Below are 21,179 nucleotides of genomic sequence, written 5' to 3' on the forward strand. Positions count from 1 at the left end.
CGTTCCCTTCAACGTCGTAGTGGATCACAAGGGTTTCCTCAGCGAGGCGATCGCTGCGTCGGGTCAGCGACCGAACTTCCGGTAGACCGCATAGCCGCCGAGCACGACCCCAAGGACCACGCCTATGGGGAAGAACGCGGACATGTCGAGCCACCGGTCCAGCAACCACCCGAGACCGCCATAGACCGCCATCCCGGCGAGCAGATAGCTGGGGACTGACCACATGGCATCGGAGAAGTCGCGACCGTCGTGTTCCGGTCGGCGTTCCTGTGCGCTCATCGCGGCCCCGACGATAGCAGGCGAGTAGAGGACTAGTCATATCGGACCCCATCCCTTTACCTGCCTCATGAGTCACCCTTTCCGGGGACGGAGGCTTCGGGGTCGACGTAGAGCATCTTGGTCTTCAGGAACCCGCGGACCTCGAACCCGGTCCAGACGAGCGTGCACACGACCACTGACCACGCGAAGGCCTGGGTGTTCCAGGCGGTGGTCTCACGGAAGGCAGCCAGCACCGCCATGATGGCGATGACCTTGACGAGGTAGCTGACCATGGCCGCGATCGCCATCATCTGCGGGGAGACGCGGGCGGCATAGGAGACCGCTACCACGCTGATGCTGAAGAAAACCCCGACGAGCAAGGTGCCGAGGGCCGCGCCCAGCGCTCCCTTGCCTCCCGCCAGGAGGAACGCCACGATGACCGCGACCACCCCGACCGCGAAGGTCGGAACAGCGGCGCTCTTGAGTACGCGCACGTCGTTGGCCTGCATCGGTGCTCCATCAGCATGTTATCAAGCGAGCGTTTGCTACCCCCAGAACATGTGCGTCCGGAGGTCCCTGCTCGTGAAAGATATCACAAGCTCACGGAAGACCGCTTTTACCTGCCGTTTCTAGTTCCCGATCACGGACGGCTCGGAAATGCAGGAATGACCGGTTTGCCCTCAGCACTCGCGCGTTCCTGCGAAGACGGGCCCTCCTGCGGCGGCATCCGGCGCCTGACCTCGGTCTCCGGGGTGATCGGCGGCATCGGGCCGGTGGGCGGGCCGTCGTCGTCGGGCTGCTTGCTGCGCGGGGACGAGTGCGCGCCGCCCCTGCCCCGCCAGCGCGGTGCCGCCATCAGGACGAGCACCGCCAGCGCCAGCACGATGACCACCACGAACAGCAACACCGGCACGCCCTCGCGCGACATCGCCACCATGCCGAACGCGAACAGGAACGCCCACGCGTACATGATCAACACTGAACGGCGGTGCGAGTGGCCGATGTCGAGCAAGCGGTGGTGCAGGTGGCCGCGGTCGGGCGCGAACGGCGACATGCCATGGGACGTGCGCCGCACCACGGCGGTGATCAGGTCGATCAGCGGCAGGACCAGCACCGCCGCCGGCAACATCAGCGGCAGCAACACCGGGACCTTGTTCATGTCCTCGATGGCGGCCGGGTCGAGCGGCGTCACGGTGACGATCGACGAGGCGAGCACCAGCCCGATCAGCATCGCCCCGGTGTCGCCCATGAAGATCTTCGCGGGATGGAAGTTGTGCGGCAGGAAGCCCAGGCAGGTGCCGATGAGGACGGCCGCGATGGCCGCCGTCGTGGTGATGTTCCCCACGCTCATGCTCTGCGCCAGCAGGATCGAGTACGCCCACGTCGCCATGGCGGCGATGCACACGATGCCGGCGGCGAGCCCGTCGAGCCCGTCGACGAAGTTCACGGCGTTGATGGTGACCACCACGATCAGGATGGTGATGATCGTGCTCAGCGTGTAGTCGAGGCTGGTGGAGCCACCCCAGTCCTTCGGCAGCGGGATGTAGAGCAGCCGCAGGTCGAAGTAAACCAGCACGCCCGCCGCCGCGATCTGCCCGCCGAGCTTGATGAAGGCGTCCATGCCCCACCAGTCGTCGAGGAAGCCGGTGAGCGTGATCAGGCCACCCGCGACGATCAGCGCGGTGACCGCCTTGCCCTCCGACTCCGACAGCGCCGCGCCGGTGTGTTTCAGCTGGCTGGCGACCAGCAGGCCGACCACCAGGCCGCCGTACATGGCCAGGCCGCCCAGCCTGGGCGTCGGCGTGGTGTGCACGTCGCGCGCGCGGACCTCGGGCATGGCGCCGATGCGGATGGCGAAGCGGCGCACCAGCGGAACCAGCAGGTACGTCACCGCTGCCGAGATGAGCGCCATGAAGAGGTATTCGCGCACGACCCTAGTTTCCCGGATGCTCCGGCCAGCTGTGACCGGAAACCGACACAGACCAGCTTAATATTCGCTGAGATATGGCTGATGGATGGCGAGAAGCGCCGACGTTCTTTCCCTGACCTCGGCCTCCGCGCCCGGACCACGCACCACGAGCCACACCGGACTTCCCACCTCTCCCATCCCCCACGGGACCGCGTCCCACGTGGTCGTGCACGGCGCGCTCACCTCCGTCCCGGAGGTGAGGTGCGTCGGCTCCGGATCGTACGGGATGACCGTCGCGGCCGAGCGTGACCCCCGGCGGCCACGGGGTTGCTGCGGATGGCGGGCGTCGCGACGTCCGCGCATGGCACCGCCGACGGATCGCCACGTCGTCGGGCCGGGCGGGCGGGCGGGCGTGCTGCGTCGGCGAGCAACCATGTACCCACCTCTCCGGCAATGCCACTAAAGACCGAAAAGTCGGTCAGCTTCGGGAACGCGGCCGCGCCGCACCCGAAGCTTTGAGCCGACGACCTTGGATCGACGACCTTGGATCGGCAGCCTCCGGTCAACGGCCTTGGGACAGCGGCCTTGAGCTGGCGGCCTTGAGCTGGCGACTTTGAGTCGGCGACTTTGAGTCGGCGCCGCAGCGCCGGGTCGCACACCTCGTCGTAGACGATGAGCTCGGCGCCGCGCCGCCCGCCGTGCGAGACGCCTCGGGCCGTGCCGGGTGGCCGTGGGGTCAGGGGGGCAGCGGGTCAGGGGAAGGCGTGCGGCGCGCCGGTCTGGCTGGGGATCCATCTCGGGGTGTCGTCCGCCTCGTCGCTGATCGCGGTGAGCACGGAGTGCCGGTAGAGCGCCAGCCTGGACCGCCATTCCCGCAGGTCCTGCACATAGCGCTCGCCGACCGGGGCGTCCCAGGTCTGGGGGCTCTTGGCCAGCGCGTACGCCTTGTCGAGGGCCGTGCTGAGCTTCTCCAGCATGGGCATGACGGTGTTCCAGGCGGTGATGAGGCGTTCGTAATCGGGGTTGAACTCGTACGCCAGCGGCTGGTTGTCCAGCGGGCCCGCGGCCGTGACGGGAGGCATCTCGTCCCTGCCTCTGGGCTTGGGGGCGGGCGGGTCGACGTACATCACGCGCTCCTTCCCGGCGTCCCTGGATCGATCTCACCAGATGGGCCGTCCGGCCTGATGTCCTTGGCCGCCCATTCACCCCTGCCGTACTCACCGGGCGGAACCTCGACAGACGGCATGCCAAGCGGCTGGACATCACGCGCATTGTCCACAAACGCCCCAACCGCCTCCGACCGAACGCCGGGCATATCCACAACCACAACATCACCGCCCTCCCTGACCCAGACCCCACCAGCGACATCGCCACCGCTTACGCCAGCACCGGCCTTGGGCGTGTCGAGCCCCCCGACCGAGCCATCGCCGCTTCCCACTCCCGTGGAACCCCCGCCGTACGCGCCGCCTCCCGCCCCCACAGAGCCCCCTCCCGAAGCGTCCCTTCCCGCAGCGTCCCCTCCGACAGCGGCGCCTCCCCCAGGTGAGACGGCGTCCCCTCCCCCAGGCGGTGTGGGCGGAATCCTCACCCCACCGGAGCCGTCACCACGCCCGACCCCGCTTCCATCCGCGCCGCCACCTCCGCCACGACCAGCATCGGCAACACCATTGCCAGCACGGCCGCCATCAGAGGCCCCGCCGCCAGCACGGCCCCCGTCAGCAGCACCACCACCGGCCCCTCCATCGGCACGCCCACCATCCGCGTTGCCACCGGCGCCGTGCCCATAGCCACCGCCGACGTCACACCCACCGTTCGCGGTGCCGTTGTCGGCGCCTCCGGTGCTCCCGGTGCCTCCGGTGCCTCCCGTGCTTCCGGTGTCGCCGTACGTGCCGCCTGTGGCGTTGTCGGCGCGGCCCGTGCCGGTGTTCGAGTGGCCGGTATCGCCGATGGGCTGGGTGCTGTTGCCAGGGGTGGCGTCAGTACGGGGGTGGGAGGAGGCTGTGCCGTCCGGGTGGGTGCCTTGGGGGTTGCCCGCGTCCGATGGGGTGCCGTACGGGTGGCCGGTGGCGGCAGGTGGGTTGTGGTGGTGGCCGGCGGGGGTGCCGTTGCCGGGAGCGGTGGTCGAGGTGCCGGTGCCGCCCTCTCCTGTCGGCACCGACAACCCGTCACCGCCCCCCGCCGTAGCCGCTGACGGCGCCGACGGGCCTTCGCCGCCCCCCGCCGGGGCCGTCGGCGGCACCGAGAGCGGCGCATCGCGACCGCCCGTCGTGGACGCCGTGCCATCGGACGTGCCCGCGACCGGGGGCGGCGTGCCGTCGGACGTACCCGGGACCTGGGGTGGCGTGCCGCCGTCGCCGTACGGGGTGCCGGGGGCGACGGAGCCGGTCGGGCCGTCCGGCTGGATGTGCTTGGGAGCCCCTTCGCCGAGGCCGTAATCGCCCTTGGGAGCCTGTACGTCCGGCATGTCCATCGGTGGGATGTCCCGCGCGCGGTCCACGACCGGCCTGTTCAGGGCGTCCGGGTCGGGTCTGCCGGCGTTGGCGGAGGCGGCGTCGCTGCCGTCGTTCGCCCAGGTGTCGGGGTTCGGGGCGCCGTCGGCGCGGACGGTGGGCATGTCGGCGGGCTGGACGTGGTCGGTGTTCCTGAGCAGGGACTCCAGTTGGTCGGCCGTGGGCGGGTCTATGGGGACCTGGAGGACCTTCACACCGTCGACCACCACGATCTGGGGTTTGTGTGCGTCGTCCGTCTGGTCCTTCGCGGGGACGTTGGTCGTGCCGGTGTCCGCCTCCGCTCCCCGGTCGCGTCTGCTGTCCTGGTCCGGGGCCTTGGGGTCGTCAGCGGTCGAGCCGTCGCCGGTCCTGGAGTCGGTGCCGGAGTCGGTGCCGGGGTTGGTCTTGGAGTCGTTTCCGCTGGTCCCGGTGTTCTTGTCGGCGTCGTCGCACGCCTTCCCGTCGCCGTCCGACCTGGCACCGTCGTCGCCGGTCCTCGCGTTGTCGCCCGTCTTGTGGTCGCCCGTCTTGTGGTCGCCGCCCGTCTTGGCGTCGTGGTCCTTCGGGGCGGGGGGATCGGACGGCTTCGGGTCGGCGGGCTTCGGGTCGGTGTCCTTGGGGGTGGACGGATGGGCGGGGGTGGTGTCGGGCTCTTTGGGGGTGGAGGGGTGCGCGGGGGTGGGATCGGGGTTTTTGGGGGTCGCGTCGGCGCGCGGGTTGTCGTACTTGTCGTTGCGGGTGCCGGGGAGGTCCTTCGGCTCGTCGGTCGTGCCGCCGCCGCCCGTCTTCGACGTGTCGCCCAGCTTGCCGTCGGCCCGCTTCTCCAGTGTGGCCAGCCGCGTGTTGACGTCCTTGACCATCTGGTCGGCGGAGTCGGCCACCTGGACCGGACGATGTGTGCTCCTCGCGGCCAGCCCGGCACGGCTCAACGCAGCCCTGACCTGGTCCTCGACCGTACGCAACTCCGAGGACGCGTGCTTGACCTCGGTCAGCAGGTCACGGACCAACTGGGGATCCATGCCGTCGAACTTGCCCATGGGCCACTCCCGGGACGTGTCGCCGTTCCGGGACTCACCGTAATCGCGCCGACGGCGTCACCGCAGCCGGGATAAAGAGACGGTATACGTCAGTCGTCTGTGGCGACGTAACCGATGATGCCGCGCAGCTTCTCCACCGGGATCGCACCGCGGCGCAACATCCGGGGCACCGCCGTGGTGAGGTCGAGGATGGTCGAGGGCGTGTTGTCGGTGGTCTTGCCGCCGTCGAGGTAGACCGCGACCGAGTCGCCGAGCTGCTCCTGGGCCTCCTCGGCCGTCGTCGCCGCGGGGGCGCCGGAGCGGTTGGCGCTGGAGACGGCCATCGGGCCGGTCTCCTTGAGCAGGTCGAGCGCGACCGGGTGGAGCGGCATCCGGACGGCGACCGTGCCCTTGGTGTCACCCAGGTCCCAGGAAAGGGCCCTGTTGGCCCTGCAGACCAGCGTGAGCGGCCCGGGCCAGAAGGCGTCGATGAGATCCTGCCCGTAGGGCCCGAGGTCGTCCACGAGCGCTGTGGCGGCTCTGACGGTGCCCACGAGCACGGGGGGCGGCATCTCGCGGCCACGCCCCTTGGCGTCGAGCAGCGCGGTGACGGCCGGCGGCATGAACGCGTCGGCGCCGATGCCGTAGACGGTGTCGGTCGGCAGCACGACCTGCGCGACGCGGCGCACGGCGGTGGCCGCCTCGATCAGGCCCTCGGCCCGCTGGTCGAGGTCGGAGCAGTCAAAGCGTCTTCCCACGGCGTGCATCCTAGTCCTGGCCGAGCCTGGCCGTGACGAAGCGGTCCCTTCGGGTGAGGTCCTGGCGCAGGCGTACGTCGCGCCAGCCGTTGTCCTCGGGGAAGGTCAGGTAGACCGCCCGGCCCTGCTCGTCGGCGTGTTCGACGGCCACCCAGCCGCCGGGACGCAACAGGCGGCGGGCGGTGCGCTCGACCGCGCGCACCTCGCCGAGCCCATCGTCGCCGGAGCCGTACAGGGCTCTGGAGGGGTCGTAGTCGCGGACCTCGGGGTCGCGCGGGATGGCGCCGGGCGGGATGTACGGCGGGTTGGAGATGACCAGGTCGACCTTGCCGTTGAGCTCGGGAAGCGCTCCGGCGAGGTCTTCCGGGTGCAGATGCGTACGCCCCTGGCCCAGCTCGGAGATGTTGCGCTTGGCCCAGCTGTAGGCCGCCGGGTCGACCTCGCGGGCGTGCACCTCGGCCAGCGCGACCTCCTGGGCGATCGACAGCGCGATGGCCCCCGAGCCCGTGCCGAGGTCGACGACGAGCGGCGCGGTCACGTCCATGGCGCGCAGGGTCTCGATCGCCCACCCGGCCATGACCTCGGTCTCGGGCCGCGGCACGAACACTCCGGGGCCGACCGCGAGCTCCAGGTAGCGGAAGTAGGCGTGGCCGGTGATGTGCTGCAGCGGCTCACGCGCCTCCCGCCGGGCGATGCCCTCCCAGAACAGCGCGTCGAAGTCGGAGTCCTTGACCGTGTGGAGCTCGCTCCTGCGCACGCCGTGGACGAACGCCGCGATCTCCTCCGCGTCCGTGCGCGGCGAAGGCACACCTGCCTCGGCCAGCCGAGCGGTGGCGAGAGCGATCTCGTCCAGCAGAAATGTCATGAGTGTTGTGCGAGCTTCTCCGCCATCTCGGCGTCGATGAGTGCCTGGGTGACGGCGTTGAGCTCACCGTCGAGAACCTGGTCGAGGTTATACGCCTTGAAGCCTACGCGGTGGTCGGAAATCCGGTTCTCCGGGAAGTTGTACGTGCGGATGCGCTCGGAGCGGTCGACCGTCCGCACCTGCGACTTGCGCTCGGCCTGCGCCGCGGCGTCGGCCTGCTCGTCGGCCACGGCCAGCAGGCGGGCACGCAGGATGCGCATCGCCGACTCCTTGTTCTGGAGCTGGCTCTTCTCGTTCTGGCAGGAGACGACCACGCCCGTGGGCAGGTGGGTGATGCGTACGGCCGAGTCGGTCGTGTTGACGCTCTGGCCGCCGGGACCGCTGGAGCGGTAGACGTCGATGCGCAGGTCGTTGGGGTCGATCTGGACGTCGACCTCCTCCGCCTCCGGGTAGACCAGCACGCCGGCCGCGCTCGTGTGGATGCGGCCCTGGGACTCGGTGACGGGCACCCGCTGCACGCGGTGGACGCCGCCCTCGTACTTGAGCCTGGACCACACGCCCTCGTCGCCCTTGGCCTTGATGCCGACCGTGACGTCCTTGTAGCCGCCGAGGTCGGAGGGCTGGGTGTCGATGATCTCGGTCTTCCAGCCGAGACGCTCGGCGTAGCGCAGATACATCCGCAGCAGGTCGCCGGCGAACAGCGCGGACTCCTCGCCGCCCTCGCCCGCCTTGATCTCCATGATGATGTCCTTGTCATCGTTGGGATCACGCGGGATGAGCAGGTGCTTGAGCTTCTCCTCAAGCTGCGGGATGCGCTCTTCGAGCTCGGCCGCCTCGGCCGCGAACCCCTCGTCCTCGCCGGCCAGCTCCTTGGCGGCGGTCAGGTCCTCGCGGGACGAGTCCAGCTCGCGGTAGGTGCTGACGATCGGCGTGAGCTGGCTGTAGCGCCTGCCGAGGGTGCGGGCCTTGTTCTGGTCGGCGTGCACGGCGGGATCGGCAAGCTGCAGCTCCAGCTCGGAATACTCCTTGAGCAACTCGTCGAGGTTCACCGTGGGTCCTTCAGTGGTTTGACTGCTGTTTCACCAACAACGCCGACCCGGCGCACGCGAATGCGTCCGGGTCGGCGTGGGTGAAGCTACTTGCCCGTGGCCTTCTTGCCGAAACGCTTCTCGAAGCGAGCCACCCGGCCGCCCGTGTCGAGGATCTTCTGCTTGCCCGTGTAGAACGGGTGGCAGGCCGAGCACACGTCGGCGTGGATGACGCCGTTCTTCGCGGTGCTGCGGGTGGTGAACGTGTTACCGCAAGAGCAGGAGACCTGCGTCACGTGGTAATCGGGGTGGATGTCGCGCTTCATCGCTGTCCTTTCGGGCTGCGGCCGCCGGGTCGCCTTCACGCATGGCGTGAACCGGAACCGCAAAATGGTCAGCTACCAGTGTGCCAGATCGTGCAACCAACCCAGGCCATCGGGCATTCCCGCGATCTTCATGACGCGACCACGTGCGCCACACTAGGCTCCTTTGCACAAACTATCACTTTTCCCTCAAATGGGACTTAGCCAAAGGATCATCCAACTGATGAAGAGAAGGGTGCGGTTGCTCCTGGCGACCGCCACGGGGGCCGCCGTTCTCCTCGGAGGCGCGGGGCTGTCCGCCACCGGCGCATCGGCCTCTGCGTACGCGGCGGCCGACGACTTCACGGGGGACGCGTCGGCGAGCGCGTACGTCCCGCTGGACAAGGACATCGACGCCACCGTCACGCTCAAGCTCAAGAACCCGGACACCGCCACCAGCGTGACCGGGTCCATCGAGCCTCCCGGCAAGTCGGCGCGCACGGTGACGTTCGACTTCACGCCGAGCACCTCGACGCCGAGCCGCACCGCCACGCCGACCACCACGCCCTCCCCGGCCGCCGACAAGTCGGTCACCGGCAAGTGGACGATCGGCAAGGACGACCCGGCGGGCGACTGGAAGCTCACCGTCAACGTCGCCCGTACGGGCGGCAGCGGCGGCGGCGCCAGCACCTTCACCGTCAAGGTGTCCGGCAAGCAGGGCATCTCGGGCGCGAACGTCACGCCGGACCCCGTCCAGCTCGTCAAGGGCAAGGACACCAGGGTCACGGTCGAGGCGTCGGTGAAGGACGCGGGCACGGTCTCGGCCAAGCTCGTCAGCGACGCCACCAGCGAGTACTACGACCTCGGCGACCTGTCCAAGGAGTCCGACGGCTACTACCGGGGCGTCACGTACTTCAGCGACGACACCACCGAGGGCGCCTGGACCCTTGAGGTGTACGCCACCCGCGGCGGCCAGACGCTCAAGGGCGAGGCGTCGTTCTCGGTCGTCGCCCCCGCGGGCGGCGCGTCCAAGAAGACGAAGACCCGGGTGACGATCTCGGCCCCGAACAAGGTGAACAAGGGCCGCGCGTTCAAGGTGTACGGCAAGGTCTACCGCGGCACCAAGGCGTACAAGAGCAAGATCGTCGAGGTGTACTTCAAGACCAAGGGCACCAAGACGTACAAGTTCATGGGGTACGCCAAGGCCACCTCGACCGGTAAGTACAGCAAGACGTTCAAGGGCAAGAAGGACGGCTACTTCCAGGTCAAGGTGCCCGGCACGAGCAAGACGCGCAGCTCCCTGTCGCCGCAGGAGTTCGTGGACGTGAGGTAGCGGGTACGGCCCGCATCCCCAACCCCGGGTGCAGGCCGTATCAGCGACCCAGGTACGTCAGAACGGCGAGCACTCGCCGATGGTCCTCGGGCGCAGGCCCGAGGGCCAGCTTGGCGAAGATGCCGGACACGTGTTTCTCCACCGCCCCTTCGGTGACGACCAGCCTGGAGGCGATGGCAGTGTTCGAACGGCCCTCCGCCATCAGGGCCAGGACCTCGCGCTCCCGGGGGGAGAGCAGGTCGAGCGGGGCGCCCCTGCGCCGGCGGCTGAGCAGTTGCACGACGACCTCCGGGTCGATGACCGTGCCGCCCGCGGCGACCTCGCGCACCGCCTCCATGAACTCGGCCACGTCGGCCACCCGCTCCTTCAGCAGGTAGCCGACGGCCCTGCCGATCAGCTCGCCCGCGTAGCGCTCCTCGACGTACTGGGACAGGACCAGGATCGGGAAGTCGGGCCTGGCCGCGCGGACCTTCAGCGCCGCCCGCAGCCCCTCGTCGGTGTGGCTGGGCGGCATGCGCACGTCGACGATCGCCAGGTCGGGCTCGTGTTCGAGGACCGCGGACACCAGCGCGGGCCCGTCGGAGACCGCCGCGACCGTCTCGAACCCGCCGTCGGCCAGCAGCCGCGCCAGCCCCTCGCGCAACAGTACGGAATCCTCGGCGATGACCACGCGCATGAGCACATGACTACCATTCGCAGGGCAGCTCCGCACGCACGATCGTCGGCCCTCCGACAGGGCTGTGCAGCACGAGCACGCCGTCGAGGGTGGCCGCCCGGTCGGTCAGGCCCGACAACCCGCCGTCCGGCGTGACGGCCGCGCCGCCGATGCCGTTGTCCCAGACGTCCACGACCACGCCGCGGTCGTCCCTGAACACCGTCACCGACGCCTCGCTCGCGCCCGAGTGCTTGGCGAGGTTGGTCAGCGCCTCGGCGACGGTGAAGTACGCGATGCTCTCCACGGCGGCGGGCGGCCGTTCGGCCAGCTCGACGGAGACGTCCACGTGCACCGGCGCCCGCGCGGCCAGGCCCGACAGCGCCGCGTCGAGCCCCCGGTCGGTGAGGATGGCCGGGTGGATGCCCCTGGCCAGGTTGCGCAGCTCGGCGATGGCCGCCTTGGTGCCCGCGTGGGCCTGGGCGATCAGCGTCCTGGCCTCCTCCGGGTCGGTGTCGAACTTGGCCTGCGCGCGTCCCAGGTCCACCGCCACCGACAGCAGCCGCTGCTGGGCGCCGTCGTGCAGGTCGCGTTCGATCCTGCGGCGTTCGGACTCGGCCGCGTCGATGCCCCTGGCCCTGCTGGCCCGCAACCGTTCCTCCTCGCTGCCGCCGAGCAGCACCGTGCCGAGCGTGCCGTGCAGCCAGGCCATCCCCCGTACGAGATAGGCCGTCAGGACGAGCAGCAGCACTCCGAACGCGCCCGCCAGCAACGCGCCCGGCCAGTTGTCGACGACGAGTCCGCTGTCGACGCCGCCCAGGACGTACAGGACGCGCGCAAGGGGCACGAAGAGCAACATCGCCGTCGCCGTCCACAGGGCGACCGACAGGGCGGACTCGACCAGGCCCAGCGGCAGCAGCATGAGCAGGTAGCCGAGGTCCTGCCAGGTGGCCTTGTCGCCCAGCAGCCAGGTGAGATGCGCCAGCAACCCGCCCTCGGGCCGGCCCCGGTACGGATCGGCGATCCGCACCCCGAACGCCGCCCGCAACAACCGCCGCTCCACCATCGCGCCGCCGCGCCACATCAGCACGGCCGCCATCGTCAGCGGCAGGCCCACCCAGACGACCACCAGCGGCACCGCCAGAGCCGTCGCCAGGGTCACCACGACGAACCAGACCAGCCCGAACCCCCCGCTGACCAGCAGATAGGGAGCCGCCCGCCAGGTCATGGGGTCCACCAGCACCCCTAACGGCCCCTTCGGCCCGAACGCCACCCTGTCCTTCATCCGCACCGATCGCATGCCCCCAGCCTGCCGGGCGGCGACGGCGAGGTGAATGGAGCGAGCGCCAGACCCGACCGGGGGTTAACCCCACCCCCCGGACCATGGCCCGTCCGGCACACGAAAGGGCGGCGAGGAGATGAACTCCCCGCCGCCCTTTCGAGAACGCGCGGCCGCTAGTCGCGGTCGTTGCTCACCGTGGTCTTCTGGACCTGCAGAAGGAACTCGGCGTTGGACTTGGTCTCCTTCATCTTCTCCAGGAGAAGTTCAAGAGCCTGCTGCATGTCCAGCGCGTGCAGCACCCGGCGCAGCTTCCAGACGATCTGGAGCTCTTCCTTGGCCATGAGGATCTCTTCCTTACGCGTGCCGGACGCGTCCACGTCGACCGCGGGGAAGATGCGCTTGTCGGCCAGGGAGCGGTTGAGCTTGAGCTCCATGTTGCCGGTGCCCTTGAACTCCTCGAAGATGACCTCGTCCATCTTGGACCCGGTCTCGACCAGGGCCGTGGCGAGGATCGTCAGCGAGCCGCCGTTCTCGATGTTGCGGGCGGCGCCGAAGAAGCGCTTGGGCGGGTAGAGCGCCGTGGAGTCGACACCACCCGACAGGATGCGACCGGAGGCCGGGGCCGCCAGGTTGTAGGCGCGGCCCAGTCGCGTGATCGAGTCGAGCAGGACGACCACGCCGTGGCCCAGCTCCACCAGGCGCTTGGCGCGCTCGATGGCCAGCTCGGCGACCGTGGTGTGGTCCTCGGCCGGACGGTCGAAGGTCGAGTGGATGACCTCGCCCTTGACCGACCGCTGCATGTCGGTGACCTCTTCGGGACGCTCGTCCACGAGCACGACCATCAGGTGGCACTCGGGGTTGTTGCGGGTGATCGCGTTGGCGATCGCCTGCAGCACCATCGTCTTGCCGGCCTTCGGCGGCGAGACGATCAGACCGCGCTGGCCCTTGCCGATCGGCGAGACGAGGTCGATGATCCGCGTGGTGAGGATGTTCGGCTCGGTCTCAAGGCGCAGGCGCTCCTGCGGGTAGAGCGGCGTCAGCTTGTTGAAGTCGGGCCGGTTGCGGGCCTGCTCCGGGTCCATGCCGTTGACGGTGTCGAGGCGGACCAGGGCGTTGAACTTCTCGCGGCGCTCGCCGTCGCGCGGCTGGGGCACGGCGCCGGTGATGACGTCGCCCTTGCGCAGGCCGTTGCGGCGGATCTGGGCCAGCGAGACGTAGACGTCGTTGCTGCCCGGCAGGTAGCCGCTCGTCCTGACGAACGCGTAGTTGTCGAGGATGTCGAGGATGCCGGCGATCGGGATGAGCACGTCGTCGTCGCCGATGACGGGCTCGGTGCTGTCGAAGCGGTCACGGCCGCGGCCGCGGTTGCGCTCCCTGAAGCGGCCCCTGCGGCCACGCCCGCCGCGGTCGTCGTCATCCATGCCGCCACGCTGGTCACCGCGCTGGTCACCACGGTCACCACGCTGGTCGGCACGGTCGCCGCGCTGGTCACCACGGTCGCCGCGCTGGTCGGCACGGTCGCCGCGCTGCTCACCGCGCTGCTCACCGCGGTCGCCGCGCTGGTCGCCGCGGCCGCCGGCGTCCGTGGCGCGCTGGTCGCCGCGGCTGCTCTCGGCACGGCCGCCCTCACCGCGGTCGGCGCGGTCACCACGGTCGGTGCGGTCGGTGCGCTCGCCGCGGTCGGTGCGCTCGCCACGCTCGCGGCGCTCGCCGCGGCTGCGCCGCTCACGACGGCTCTCGCGCTCGCCCCGCGTGTCGGCCTGACCGGCGTCCACGACCTGGGCCTGCTGCTCGACGGCCGGCTCGGCCGGCGCGGCCACGGGCTCGGGGGCCGCGGCCACCGGCTCGGCGGCCTGCGGTGCGGCCTCCTCGGCCGGCTTGGTGCGGGAACGTTCCCTGCGTGTACGGGTGGGCCGCTCGGCCGCGGGAGGCGCGGCCTCCGTCACGACGGGCGCCGCCTCAACCGCGGCTGCCGCCGGAGCGCCGTCTCCGGAGGCGCCACCCTGCTTCTCCTGGATGGCCGCGATGAGCTGGCTCTTCCGCATGCGCCCGGTCCCGCTGATGCCCAGTTCCGCGGCCATCTTCTGCAGCTCGGGCAGCACCTTGGCGGACAGGCCGGTGCCGGAGCGACGCGCACGAGGCTTGGCCGCGGCGCGGGTGGGGGTGTCGCCGGACGCGGGCTGAGCGCCTGATGCGTCGGAGAGGAGTTCGGTGGTGTCGCTCAACTAAAAGGTCCTTCCCAGGGGTCGGGCGCCGGTTTTGTTCTGCCGGGCGTCCCGGAGGTGCTTGCGACCCGGCGGGACAGACCGGGTCGGGGTGCACGTTGCGATCTTCGGCTGTCGCGGACGGCCGCCACTCTTGGGGAGGGGTTCGTCCAGGCCGCCACAGGACCGTGGCGCGTGGCTGACACCCCCCAGATTGCTGTCGCCAACCAGATGTCGATGTGTGTCGAACGCGCAGGTCCCCGTCGTCGCCGCCTCACGTTGAGCCAACCGGGTGTGGGCCAACCGGAGGCAACGGATTCCGGGGAGACAGCCGCGCTGCTCACGCCTCGCGACGTGAAACATGATGCAGCGATGTATGGCTGACAAGCACGCACCCACCAAGGGGGCATCTGGTGCGGCTATCAGCCTAACATCACCAGCGCACACGGCTATTCCCTGAAGGTCTAAAGAGGCATCAGCGTGTCTCGGGGAACTGAACGTTCGCACCAACCGGGTCGACGTCCATTTGCTGGATGTGCCAGTCATTACCCACTTCTGGCGCGATCAAATCCTGCGTATCCGGTGACGAAAACGCAAGAACCGTGGGACCCGCCCCCGAAACGACCGCGGGCACGCCGACTGCACGCAGACGTTCTACCAGATGCGCGCTCTCCGGCATGGCAGGCGCGCGGTAGGGCTGGTGGAGACGGTCTTCGGTGGCGGCGAGCAACAGATCGGGTTCCGGCCGCGAGGTCAGCGCGGCGATCAGCAACGCGGCCCTGCCGGCGTTGAAGGAGGCGTCCTTGTGGGGCACGTCCTTCGGCAACAGCCCCCGAGCGGTCTCCGTGGACAGCCGCGTAGAAGGTACGACGGCGACCGGACGGACCCTCTCGTCGGGGGCCAGCTTCACCATACGCGGTACGCCCGCGTGGTCGGTCCAGGCCACCGTCAGGCCCCCGGCCAGGCACGGAGCGACGTTGTCGGGGTGGCCCTCCATCTCGGTGGCCAGCGCGAAGACGTCGTCGTCGGACAGGTCGGCGTCGCTCAACGCGCGGGCGGCCAGGATGCCGGCGCAGACGGCCGCCGAGGACGAGCCGAGGCCGCGCGCGTGCGGGATGCGGTTGACGCAGCGCAGGCGGATGCCCTCGGGCTGCGGCGCTCCCATGCGGGCGTACGCCTCGCGCATGGCCCTGATGACGAGGTGTCCCTCGCCGAGGTCGACCGCGCCGGCGAGGTCGCCCTCCACGCTCACACGCACACCGGGCTCGGCGGTGAGCGTGGCCTCCACGTCGTCGTAGAGGGTGAGCGCGAGGCCGAGCGCGTCGAAGCCGGGCCCCAGGTTGGCGGACGTGGCCGGCACGCGGATTCGCACCGTCGTCATTGGTTCACGATTCCCTTGTCATTCGCTCACTCCACGTGCATGCCTCAGGCGAGGTTGAGCGCCGCGGCGGCGGCGTGCACGTCGATCGGGATGACCACCGGGGCGGGCGCGCCCGAGATGGCCCAGTCGGGGTCCTTCAGGCCGTTGCCGGTGACCGTGCAGACGATGCGCTGCCCAGGCTCCACGAGGCCCTGGGAGTGCGCCTGGAGCAGCCCCGCGACGCTCGCCGCCGAGGCCAGCTCCACGAACACGCCCTCCTCCTGGGCCAGCAGCTTGTACGCCGCCGCGATCTGCCGGTCGGTCACCGCCTGGATGACGCCGCCGGACTCGTCGCGCGCGGCGGTGGCAAGGCCCCAGGACGCGGGGTTGCCGATGCGGATCGCCGTGGCGATCGTGTGGGGGTGGGCCACCGGCGCGCCCTCGACGATCGGCGCCGAGCCGCTGGCCTGGAAGCCGAACATGCGCGGCCGCTTCGTCGAGATCCCGTCCTCGGCGTACTCCTGGTAGCCCATCCAGTAGGCCGAGATGTTGCCGGCGTTGCCGACCGGGATGCAGTGGATGTCGGGGGCGTCGCCGAGCGCGTCGACGATCTCGAACGCCGCCGTCTTCTGCCCCTGCAGCCGGAACGGGTTGACCGAGTTGACCAGGGCGATCGGGTAGTCGGCCGACAGCTTGCGGGTCATCTCCAGGCAGTCGTCGAACGACCCCTCGACCTGCAGCAGCGTGGCCCCGTGGACGAGCGCCTGCGCCAGCTTGCCCATCGCGATCTTGCCCTTCGGCACCAGCACGGCGCAGGTCAGCCCCGCGCGTACGGCGTAGGCCGCCGCGGAGGCCGAGGTGTTGCCCGTGGAGGCGCAGATGACCGCCTTGGCGCCTTCCTCGACCGCCTTGCTGATGGCCATGGTCATCCCGCGGTCCTTGAAGCTGCCGGTCGGGTTGGCCCCCTCGACCTTCAGGTAGACCTCGCACCCCGTCAGCTCCGAGACCCGGCGGGCCGGGACGAGCGGGGTGCCGCCTTCGAGCAGCGTGACGACGGGCGTCTTCGTGGTGACCGGAAGACGCTCTCGGTACTCCTCGATGAGGCCACGCCACGACCTGCCCATGATGACTCCCTACCTGCGCTGTTGGGCACCGAGTGTACGGGGTGCGCGGACCTGTCGCGGAGCCGCGTCCAAATGGCTGGACAGGTCATTGGACAGGGGCACTATTCAGGAAATTCTCAGCATCTCCCGATAAGGTCTCGGCAGGGGGTCACCATGAACGCGCGTCCTGCTTTGAGGCAGAACGACTATTCACCAGTAGTGCCGCCGGAGCTCGGGGCCTGGTCACCGAATCTGTCCGTGAGCGTGGTGATACCCGCGCACGGTGGGCAGGACAAGCTGGAGCTGACGCTGGCCGCGCTGGCCGCGCAGACGTACCCGGACCATCTCATGGAGGTCCTGGTGGTGGACGACGGCAGCGCGCCGCCCGTCCGGCTGCCGGAGATCCGGCCGGTCAACACGAGGCTCGTCCCGGTGCGCGACGGCTGGGGCATCTCGAACGCGGTCAATACCGGCGCCAAGTCCGCCGACGGGGAGATCATCCAGCGGCTCGACGCAGACATGGTCGCCTGCCGCGAGCACATCGAGGCCCTGGCCCGCTGGCACCACGAGACCGACTACCTGGTCACGATCGGGATGAAGAAGTTCGTGGACGCGCCGCCGGTCACCGCCCGGCAGGTCTTCCACGCCGCGCGCCTTGACGAGGTGTTCGACCTGGCCGGGGCCGTGTCCAGCTCGACCGAGGCGACGATCGAGAAGACCGACGGGCTGCGCAGGAGCCGTAATCCGTACCACGTGTGCACCGGGCCGACCTTCGCCCTGCGCCGCGAGGTCTTCGACGCCGTGGGCGGGCTCGACCCGACCGTGGTGCGCGGCGAGGACACCGAGTTCTCCTACCGGCTGGCCATGCACGGCGTGGTGTTCGTGCCCGACCCGGCCGCGCAGGCGGTGCATCTCGGGTTGCCGGCGCAGCACCGCGACAGGGAGCGGGCCGTGCGGGCGGTGGAGCCGTACCTGGCGCATCGGATCCCGCTCCGCCGTGACCTGCGCAAGGACCGGGGGCGGCGGTGGCTGGTGCCGTACGTGGAGATTGTGCTGGACGTCACGGACACCTCCGAGTCGGTGGTGCGGCGGGCGGTGGCGGCGGCCCTGGACGGCAAGCTCCAGGACGTCGTCGTGACGCTGGTCGGGCCCTGGTCGCGGCTGAACGACGGGCGGCGGGCCGTGTTGTCCGACCCGTGCTTCGAGCTGCGGCTGATGCGCGACCTGTTCGCCCATGACGAGCGCATCCGGCTCATCGACGAGGCCGCGCCGACGCCGACGCCCACGCCGTTCCGCTACCGGGGGCCGGTGGACGTGCCGCTGCACCGGGCGACGCTGGAGCGCATGGTCGAGTCGGTGCAGAAGGACCTGGCGGGGGTGCTCGTCGTGGACCTGCCCGACGGGCGCACGGCCCGGCTCGAACGCACCTCGGCGCTGGGCCGGGCGCTGCTGCTGGCCGGTCCCGGCGCGGATGTCGACGACGTCGTCGAGGGCACCCATGGCGTACGGCACGAGCCGCCGGACCGCTACTGGCCCGCGCCTCCGCAGCCGGAGCCGGTCACGATCCCCGCGCCGGTGACCGTGACGGTGGAACCGCCGGAGAACACCCTGCTCAGACGCCTGAAGTCGGCCTTGCGGCCGAACTGACCCCGTCCCGCGCCGGAAAGCTTCCGGCGCGGGGTGTGGGCGGCGCGTGGGCGGTCAGCCGCGCAGGCGTCTGCCGAGGGCGCGTTTCATCGTGGCGGACAACAACGTGCGCAGGCTCTGCTGCGCGCGGTTCGCGGCGGCGAGCTGGCGGCGCAGGGTGCTCACGTCGCGCCGCAGCTCGACGGCCGTCCTGCGCCACCGCGTGGCCTCGTCCTTCCACTTGGTCACCTGCGCGCGCAGGCGGTCGGCCTCCCTGGCCAGCCTGGCCAGCTCGGCCTGCGCCTCCATCCGCGCCCGGTACGCCCCGCGCCGGCCGATCGGGGGCGCGGCCTCCGTGGTGAACCCGTACGTCTCGCCCTCGACCCAGGACACGCCCGACACGGCGTCCACCACGTCGTCGAGGTCGGCGGAGTCACCGAGGTCACCGAGGTCGGCGGCCGTCATGCGGGCCCTGGCGAAGGCGGAGGCACGTTCCAGCCGGGCCGCGACGACGCCCTGCGAGGACTCCCCCAGCAGCACGTCCACCAGGCCGAGCCCCTCGTCGCGGGCCAGGTCGAGCAGGCCGGCGAGGGTGTCCTCGCCGGGGATCCAGCCGGGCGGCAGGCGCAACACGAACGGCGTGGCCGGATCGATCTCCTCGGCCGTGGCCAGGCGCACCTTGGGATCGTGCAGGTAGTGGCCGTGGACCAGCGCGAGGTCGAGGCCGGGGTCGTCGAGCGGGGCGCGGCGCTCGCGGTCCAGGGTGTCCCAGGGGCCGAGCAGGAGCACCGACAGGTCCGCGACGGTGCCCGCGAGCAGCGCGTCCACCGTCGCGCGCACGCTGTCGTAGCCCGCCGTGCCGTCCACGACGGCGGTGACGTACGGGACCTTCCACTGCCGCGACGGATGGGAACGCAACCACCGGTAGGCCGGGATGCGGTCGGCCACGAACGCGTGGCTCACCCGGTCGATGGACAGCTTGTCGCGCATGCGCATGGTCGGGCCGAGATGGTAGGCGAGGGCGCGCGGCTCGGGCACGAACACGGCGCCGGCCTGGCCCAGCCGGTAGCCCATCTCGGTGTCCTGGCCGAGGATCAGCTCGTCGTCCATGGGTCCGGCGGCCTCGATCAGGCGGGCGCCCACGGAGGTCGCGCCGCCGACGTGCAGGCTGAAGGGGCGCTGGGGGTTGGCGGTGAGGCCGTCGGTGCGCTCGACGAGGTCGACGATCCAGGTGTGCGGCTCGGCGGGCTCGAAGTGCTCTTCGAGGTCGGCGGGCAGCTCGGCGGGCACCTTCGCGCCGGTGAACCTGATGTAGCCGGTCACGACCAGGTACGGTGCCGCGTGGTGCCAGCGCATGTGGGCCTCGACGGCGCCCGGGGTGAGGACGACGTCGGAGTCGAGCCAGTGGATCACGTCGCCGGTCGCCTCGGCCAGGCCGGCGTTGCGGGCGTTCGCGCGGCCGGGCTGGGGACAGACGATCAGGCGGGTGCGCTCTGGACGTACGGCGGGCAGCCGCAGGGGCGGGGCGCTGCCGTTGTCGACGACGACGACCTCGGTGAGCGCGGCCGGGTAGGTCTGGCGGGCGAGCCCGGCCAGCACCAGGTCCAGCTTGTCCTGGCCGCCGTAGGCCGGGATCACCACGCTGACCGTGAGGGACGGGGTGAGGTCCTCCTGGAGCCGGAGCACGCGGTAGTCGTTGCCGCGCACCGGCGGGTTCTGGCTCGGGTTCATGCGCTTTCCATCAGCAGGCTCGGCCGGAAGCCGCGCCATTGGTTCGTGGCGACCCTGACGAAATGCGCCAGGGGCAACTGCCAGGTGTGCTCGTCGGTGAGCCCTCGGCGCAGGACGTAGCCGAGGCCGTGGGTGCGATACGTACGCGCCCCGATCTTTTGTGCCGCTTTGAGGAACTCGAGATCAACCGCACGCGGTAGCGCAGGAAATCCACCAATTTCCCGAAATTTCGCGCTTTGGAGCAAAATGGTGCCTCCAGCCACGTGATCTGCCCAAACCTCGCTAGGGTACGCCGCCCCACTGGCGAACGTCGTACGCCGGATCGTGGCGCGCAACGGCTCCAGGTAGAAGAACTCGGCCGTCGTGCCCACCACGTCGGCCCCCGCGTACGAGCGGGCCATGACGAGGTCGGACAGGTGGTCGGGACCGTACCAGTCGTCGTCGTCCCACTTGGCCAGGTAATCGCCCGAGGCCAGGGCGGCGGCCCGGTTCAGCACCTCGCCGAACGGCACCGACCGCGCCGCCTCGACCCACCTGACGGGCAGCGAGCACGCCTCGACGGCCGCGCGCACCTGCTCGAACGCCACCCCGTGCAGCCCGATCAGCACCTCCGCCTCGACGCCGCGCTGTCGTTCCATCTGGGCCAGCGCCGCGCCGACCAGGCCGGGCCGCTTGGTCGACATGACGATGCTGACCGAGACGCGGGCCGGCCGGTGGGCCAGCCGGCGCAGACGTACGCTGTGCTCCTCCCGCCGCAGGTCGGCCAGGCTGCGCGCGGTGCCGTCGGCGGGCTGGGCGAGCCAGTCGCGGTCGGTGAGCAGCGCGGCCAGGTCGCCCGGCACCCACGCGGGGGCGTCCTGGGCGGTCAGCGGGATCCCGGCCCCGGCCAGGCCGGTCAGGCCGTCGAGCGGCACCGGCTCGCCGGGCCAGTCGATCTCCAGCCCGCGCAGGGAATGCGGCTCGGACGCCTCGGGCGGCTCGCCGTCGACCCGCCATCCGTCCGCCCAGTGGAGCCGGGCGAACCCCTTGCCCGGCGTACGCGTGAAGCCGCAGGGGGTGACGGACATGGACGTGCTCCTCGGCCGGACGAGACGTGATCGGCGCCTACCTTACGCCCGTTTTACTCATCAGTAGACAGACGGGCAGCTTTCGCATGACGGGCGGCGCAGGTCGTGGGGCGGAGGGTTCCCAGTTTTCCTACAGGAACTTATGGCACGGTAGTGCTCGGGGTTTATTAAGGTGTCAATAATCCGACCCGGCCCC

18 protein-coding genes are annotated in these 21,179 nt (G+C 70.4%); 2 read left to right on the forward strand and 16 right to left on the reverse strand.

The annotated features are described in order from the left end of the window. Positions 1–63: 63 nt before the first annotated feature. The 9 genes from DMB42_RS06555 to rpmE form a co-directional block, all read right to left on the reverse strand. The gene (locus DMB42_RS06555) at positions 64–279 is read right to left on the reverse strand and encodes an AtpZ/AtpI family protein (RefSeq protein WP_229824207.1); all 216 of its coding nucleotides are present in this window, start codon (positions 277–279) and stop codon (positions 64–66) included. Positions 280–344: 65 nt separating this feature from the next. Then, on the reverse strand, positions 345–767 hold the full coding sequence (locus DMB42_RS06560; protein WP_125631669.1) for a hypothetical protein: 423 nt from the start codon (positions 765–767) through the stop codon (positions 345–347). Between the two features lie 131 nt (positions 768–898). Further along, positions 899–2,188: a glycosyltransferase family 4 protein gene (locus tag DMB42_RS06565; RefSeq protein ID WP_125631671.1), complete on the reverse strand. Its 1,290-nt coding sequence runs from the start codon at positions 2,186–2,188 to the stop codon at positions 899–901. 731 nt (positions 2,189–2,919) lie between these two features. Continuing rightward, positions 2,920–3,294, reverse strand: a complete 375-nt coding sequence (locus tag DMB42_RS06570; RefSeq protein WP_125631673.1) for a hypothetical protein — start codon at positions 3,292–3,294, stop codon at positions 2,920–2,922. Next, positions 3,294–5,693 (reverse strand): hypothetical protein, encoded by a 2,400-nt coding sequence (locus DMB42_RS06575; RefSeq protein WP_125631675.1) that lies wholly within the window; start codon positions 5,691–5,693, stop codon positions 3,294–3,296. The genes DMB42_RS06570 and DMB42_RS06575 overlap by 1 nt, the downstream gene beginning before the upstream one ends. Positions 5,694–5,782: 89 nt before the next feature. Then, a complete protein-coding gene (locus DMB42_RS06580) occupies positions 5,783–6,430 on the reverse strand; it encodes an L-threonylcarbamoyladenylate synthase (protein ID WP_125631677.1) in 648 nt (215 codons plus the stop codon). 10 nt (positions 6,431–6,440) lie between these two features. Continuing rightward, positions 6,441–7,295 carry a peptide chain release factor N(5)-glutamine methyltransferase gene (gene prmC, locus DMB42_RS06585; RefSeq protein WP_125631679.1) on the reverse strand — a complete coding sequence of 285 codons (855 nt, stop codon included), beginning with the start codon at positions 7,293–7,295 and terminating at the stop codon, positions 6,441–6,443. Continuing rightward, the gene (gene prfA, locus DMB42_RS06590; protein WP_125631681.1) at positions 7,292–8,344 is read right to left on the reverse strand and encodes a peptide chain release factor 1; all 1,053 of its coding nucleotides are present in this window, start codon (positions 8,342–8,344) and stop codon (positions 7,292–7,294) included. Before prfA ends, prmC begins: the two co-directional genes overlap by 4 nt. An 86-nt stretch (positions 8,345–8,430) precedes the next feature. Beyond that, entirely contained in the window at positions 8,431–8,649 is a 219-nt protein-coding gene (rpmE, locus tag DMB42_RS06595) for a 50S ribosomal protein L31 (RefSeq protein ID WP_043616312.1), read from the reverse strand. 220 nt (positions 8,650–8,869) lie between these two features. Here rpmE and DMB42_RS06600 point away from each other — a divergent pair, with 220 nt between their 5' ends. Beyond that, the gene (locus DMB42_RS06600) at positions 8,870–9,958 is read left to right on the forward strand and encodes a hypothetical protein (RefSeq protein ID WP_125631683.1); all 1,089 of its coding nucleotides are present in this window, start codon (positions 8,870–8,872) and stop codon (positions 9,956–9,958) included. Between the two features lie 40 nt (positions 9,959–9,998). Here DMB42_RS06600 and DMB42_RS06605 read toward each other — a convergent pair whose 3' ends face one another. The 5 genes from DMB42_RS06605 to thrC form a co-directional block, all read right to left on the reverse strand. Next, complete coding sequence (locus DMB42_RS06605) at positions 9,999–10,634, reverse strand: response regulator transcription factor (protein WP_125631685.1); 636 nt, start codon at positions 10,632–10,634, stop codon at positions 9,999–10,001. Between the two features lie 10 nt (positions 10,635–10,644). Then, on the reverse strand, positions 10,645–11,910 hold the full coding sequence (locus DMB42_RS06610) for a sensor histidine kinase (protein WP_221762034.1): 1,266 nt from the start codon (positions 11,908–11,910) through the stop codon (positions 10,645–10,647). A gap of 155 nt (positions 11,911–12,065) precedes the next feature. Further along, the gene (rho, locus tag DMB42_RS06615) at positions 12,066–14,117 is read right to left on the reverse strand and encodes a transcription termination factor Rho (protein ID WP_125631687.1); all 2,052 of its coding nucleotides are present in this window, start codon (positions 14,115–14,117) and stop codon (positions 12,066–12,068) included. Between the two features lie 454 nt (positions 14,118–14,571). Next, positions 14,572–15,477: a homoserine kinase gene (gene thrB, locus DMB42_RS06620; protein WP_125631689.1), complete on the reverse strand. Its 906-nt coding sequence runs from the start codon at positions 15,475–15,477 to the stop codon at positions 14,572–14,574. Positions 15,478–15,521: 44 nt separating this feature from the next. Continuing rightward, on the reverse strand, positions 15,522–16,580 hold the full coding sequence (gene thrC, locus DMB42_RS06625) for a threonine synthase (RefSeq protein ID WP_125631691.1): 1,059 nt from the start codon (positions 16,578–16,580) through the stop codon (positions 15,522–15,524). Between the two features lie 237 nt (positions 16,581–16,817). Between thrC and DMB42_RS06630 the strand changes: the two genes are divergently transcribed. After that, positions 16,818–18,206 (forward strand): glycosyltransferase, encoded by a 1,389-nt coding sequence (locus tag DMB42_RS06630; RefSeq protein ID WP_260477534.1) that lies wholly within the window; start codon positions 16,818–16,820, stop codon positions 18,204–18,206. A gap of 54 nt (positions 18,207–18,260) precedes the next feature. Here DMB42_RS06630 and DMB42_RS06635 read toward each other — a convergent pair whose 3' ends face one another. After that, positions 18,261–19,916: a glycosyltransferase family 2 protein gene (locus tag DMB42_RS06635; RefSeq protein ID WP_125631695.1), complete on the reverse strand. Its 1,656-nt coding sequence runs from the start codon at positions 19,914–19,916 to the stop codon at positions 18,261–18,263. Beyond that, positions 19,913–20,983: a glycosyltransferase gene (locus DMB42_RS06640; protein ID WP_125631697.1), complete on the reverse strand. Its 1,071-nt coding sequence runs from the start codon at positions 20,981–20,983 to the stop codon at positions 19,913–19,915. Before DMB42_RS06640 ends, DMB42_RS06635 begins: the two co-directional genes overlap by 4 nt. Between the last annotated feature and the right edge of the window lie 196 nt (positions 20,984–21,179).

This window comes from Nonomuraea sp. WAC 01424, assembly GCF_003947315.1.
Classification (GTDB): domain Bacteria; phylum Actinomycetota; class Actinomycetes; order Streptosporangiales; family Streptosporangiaceae; genus Nonomuraea; species Nonomuraea spiralis.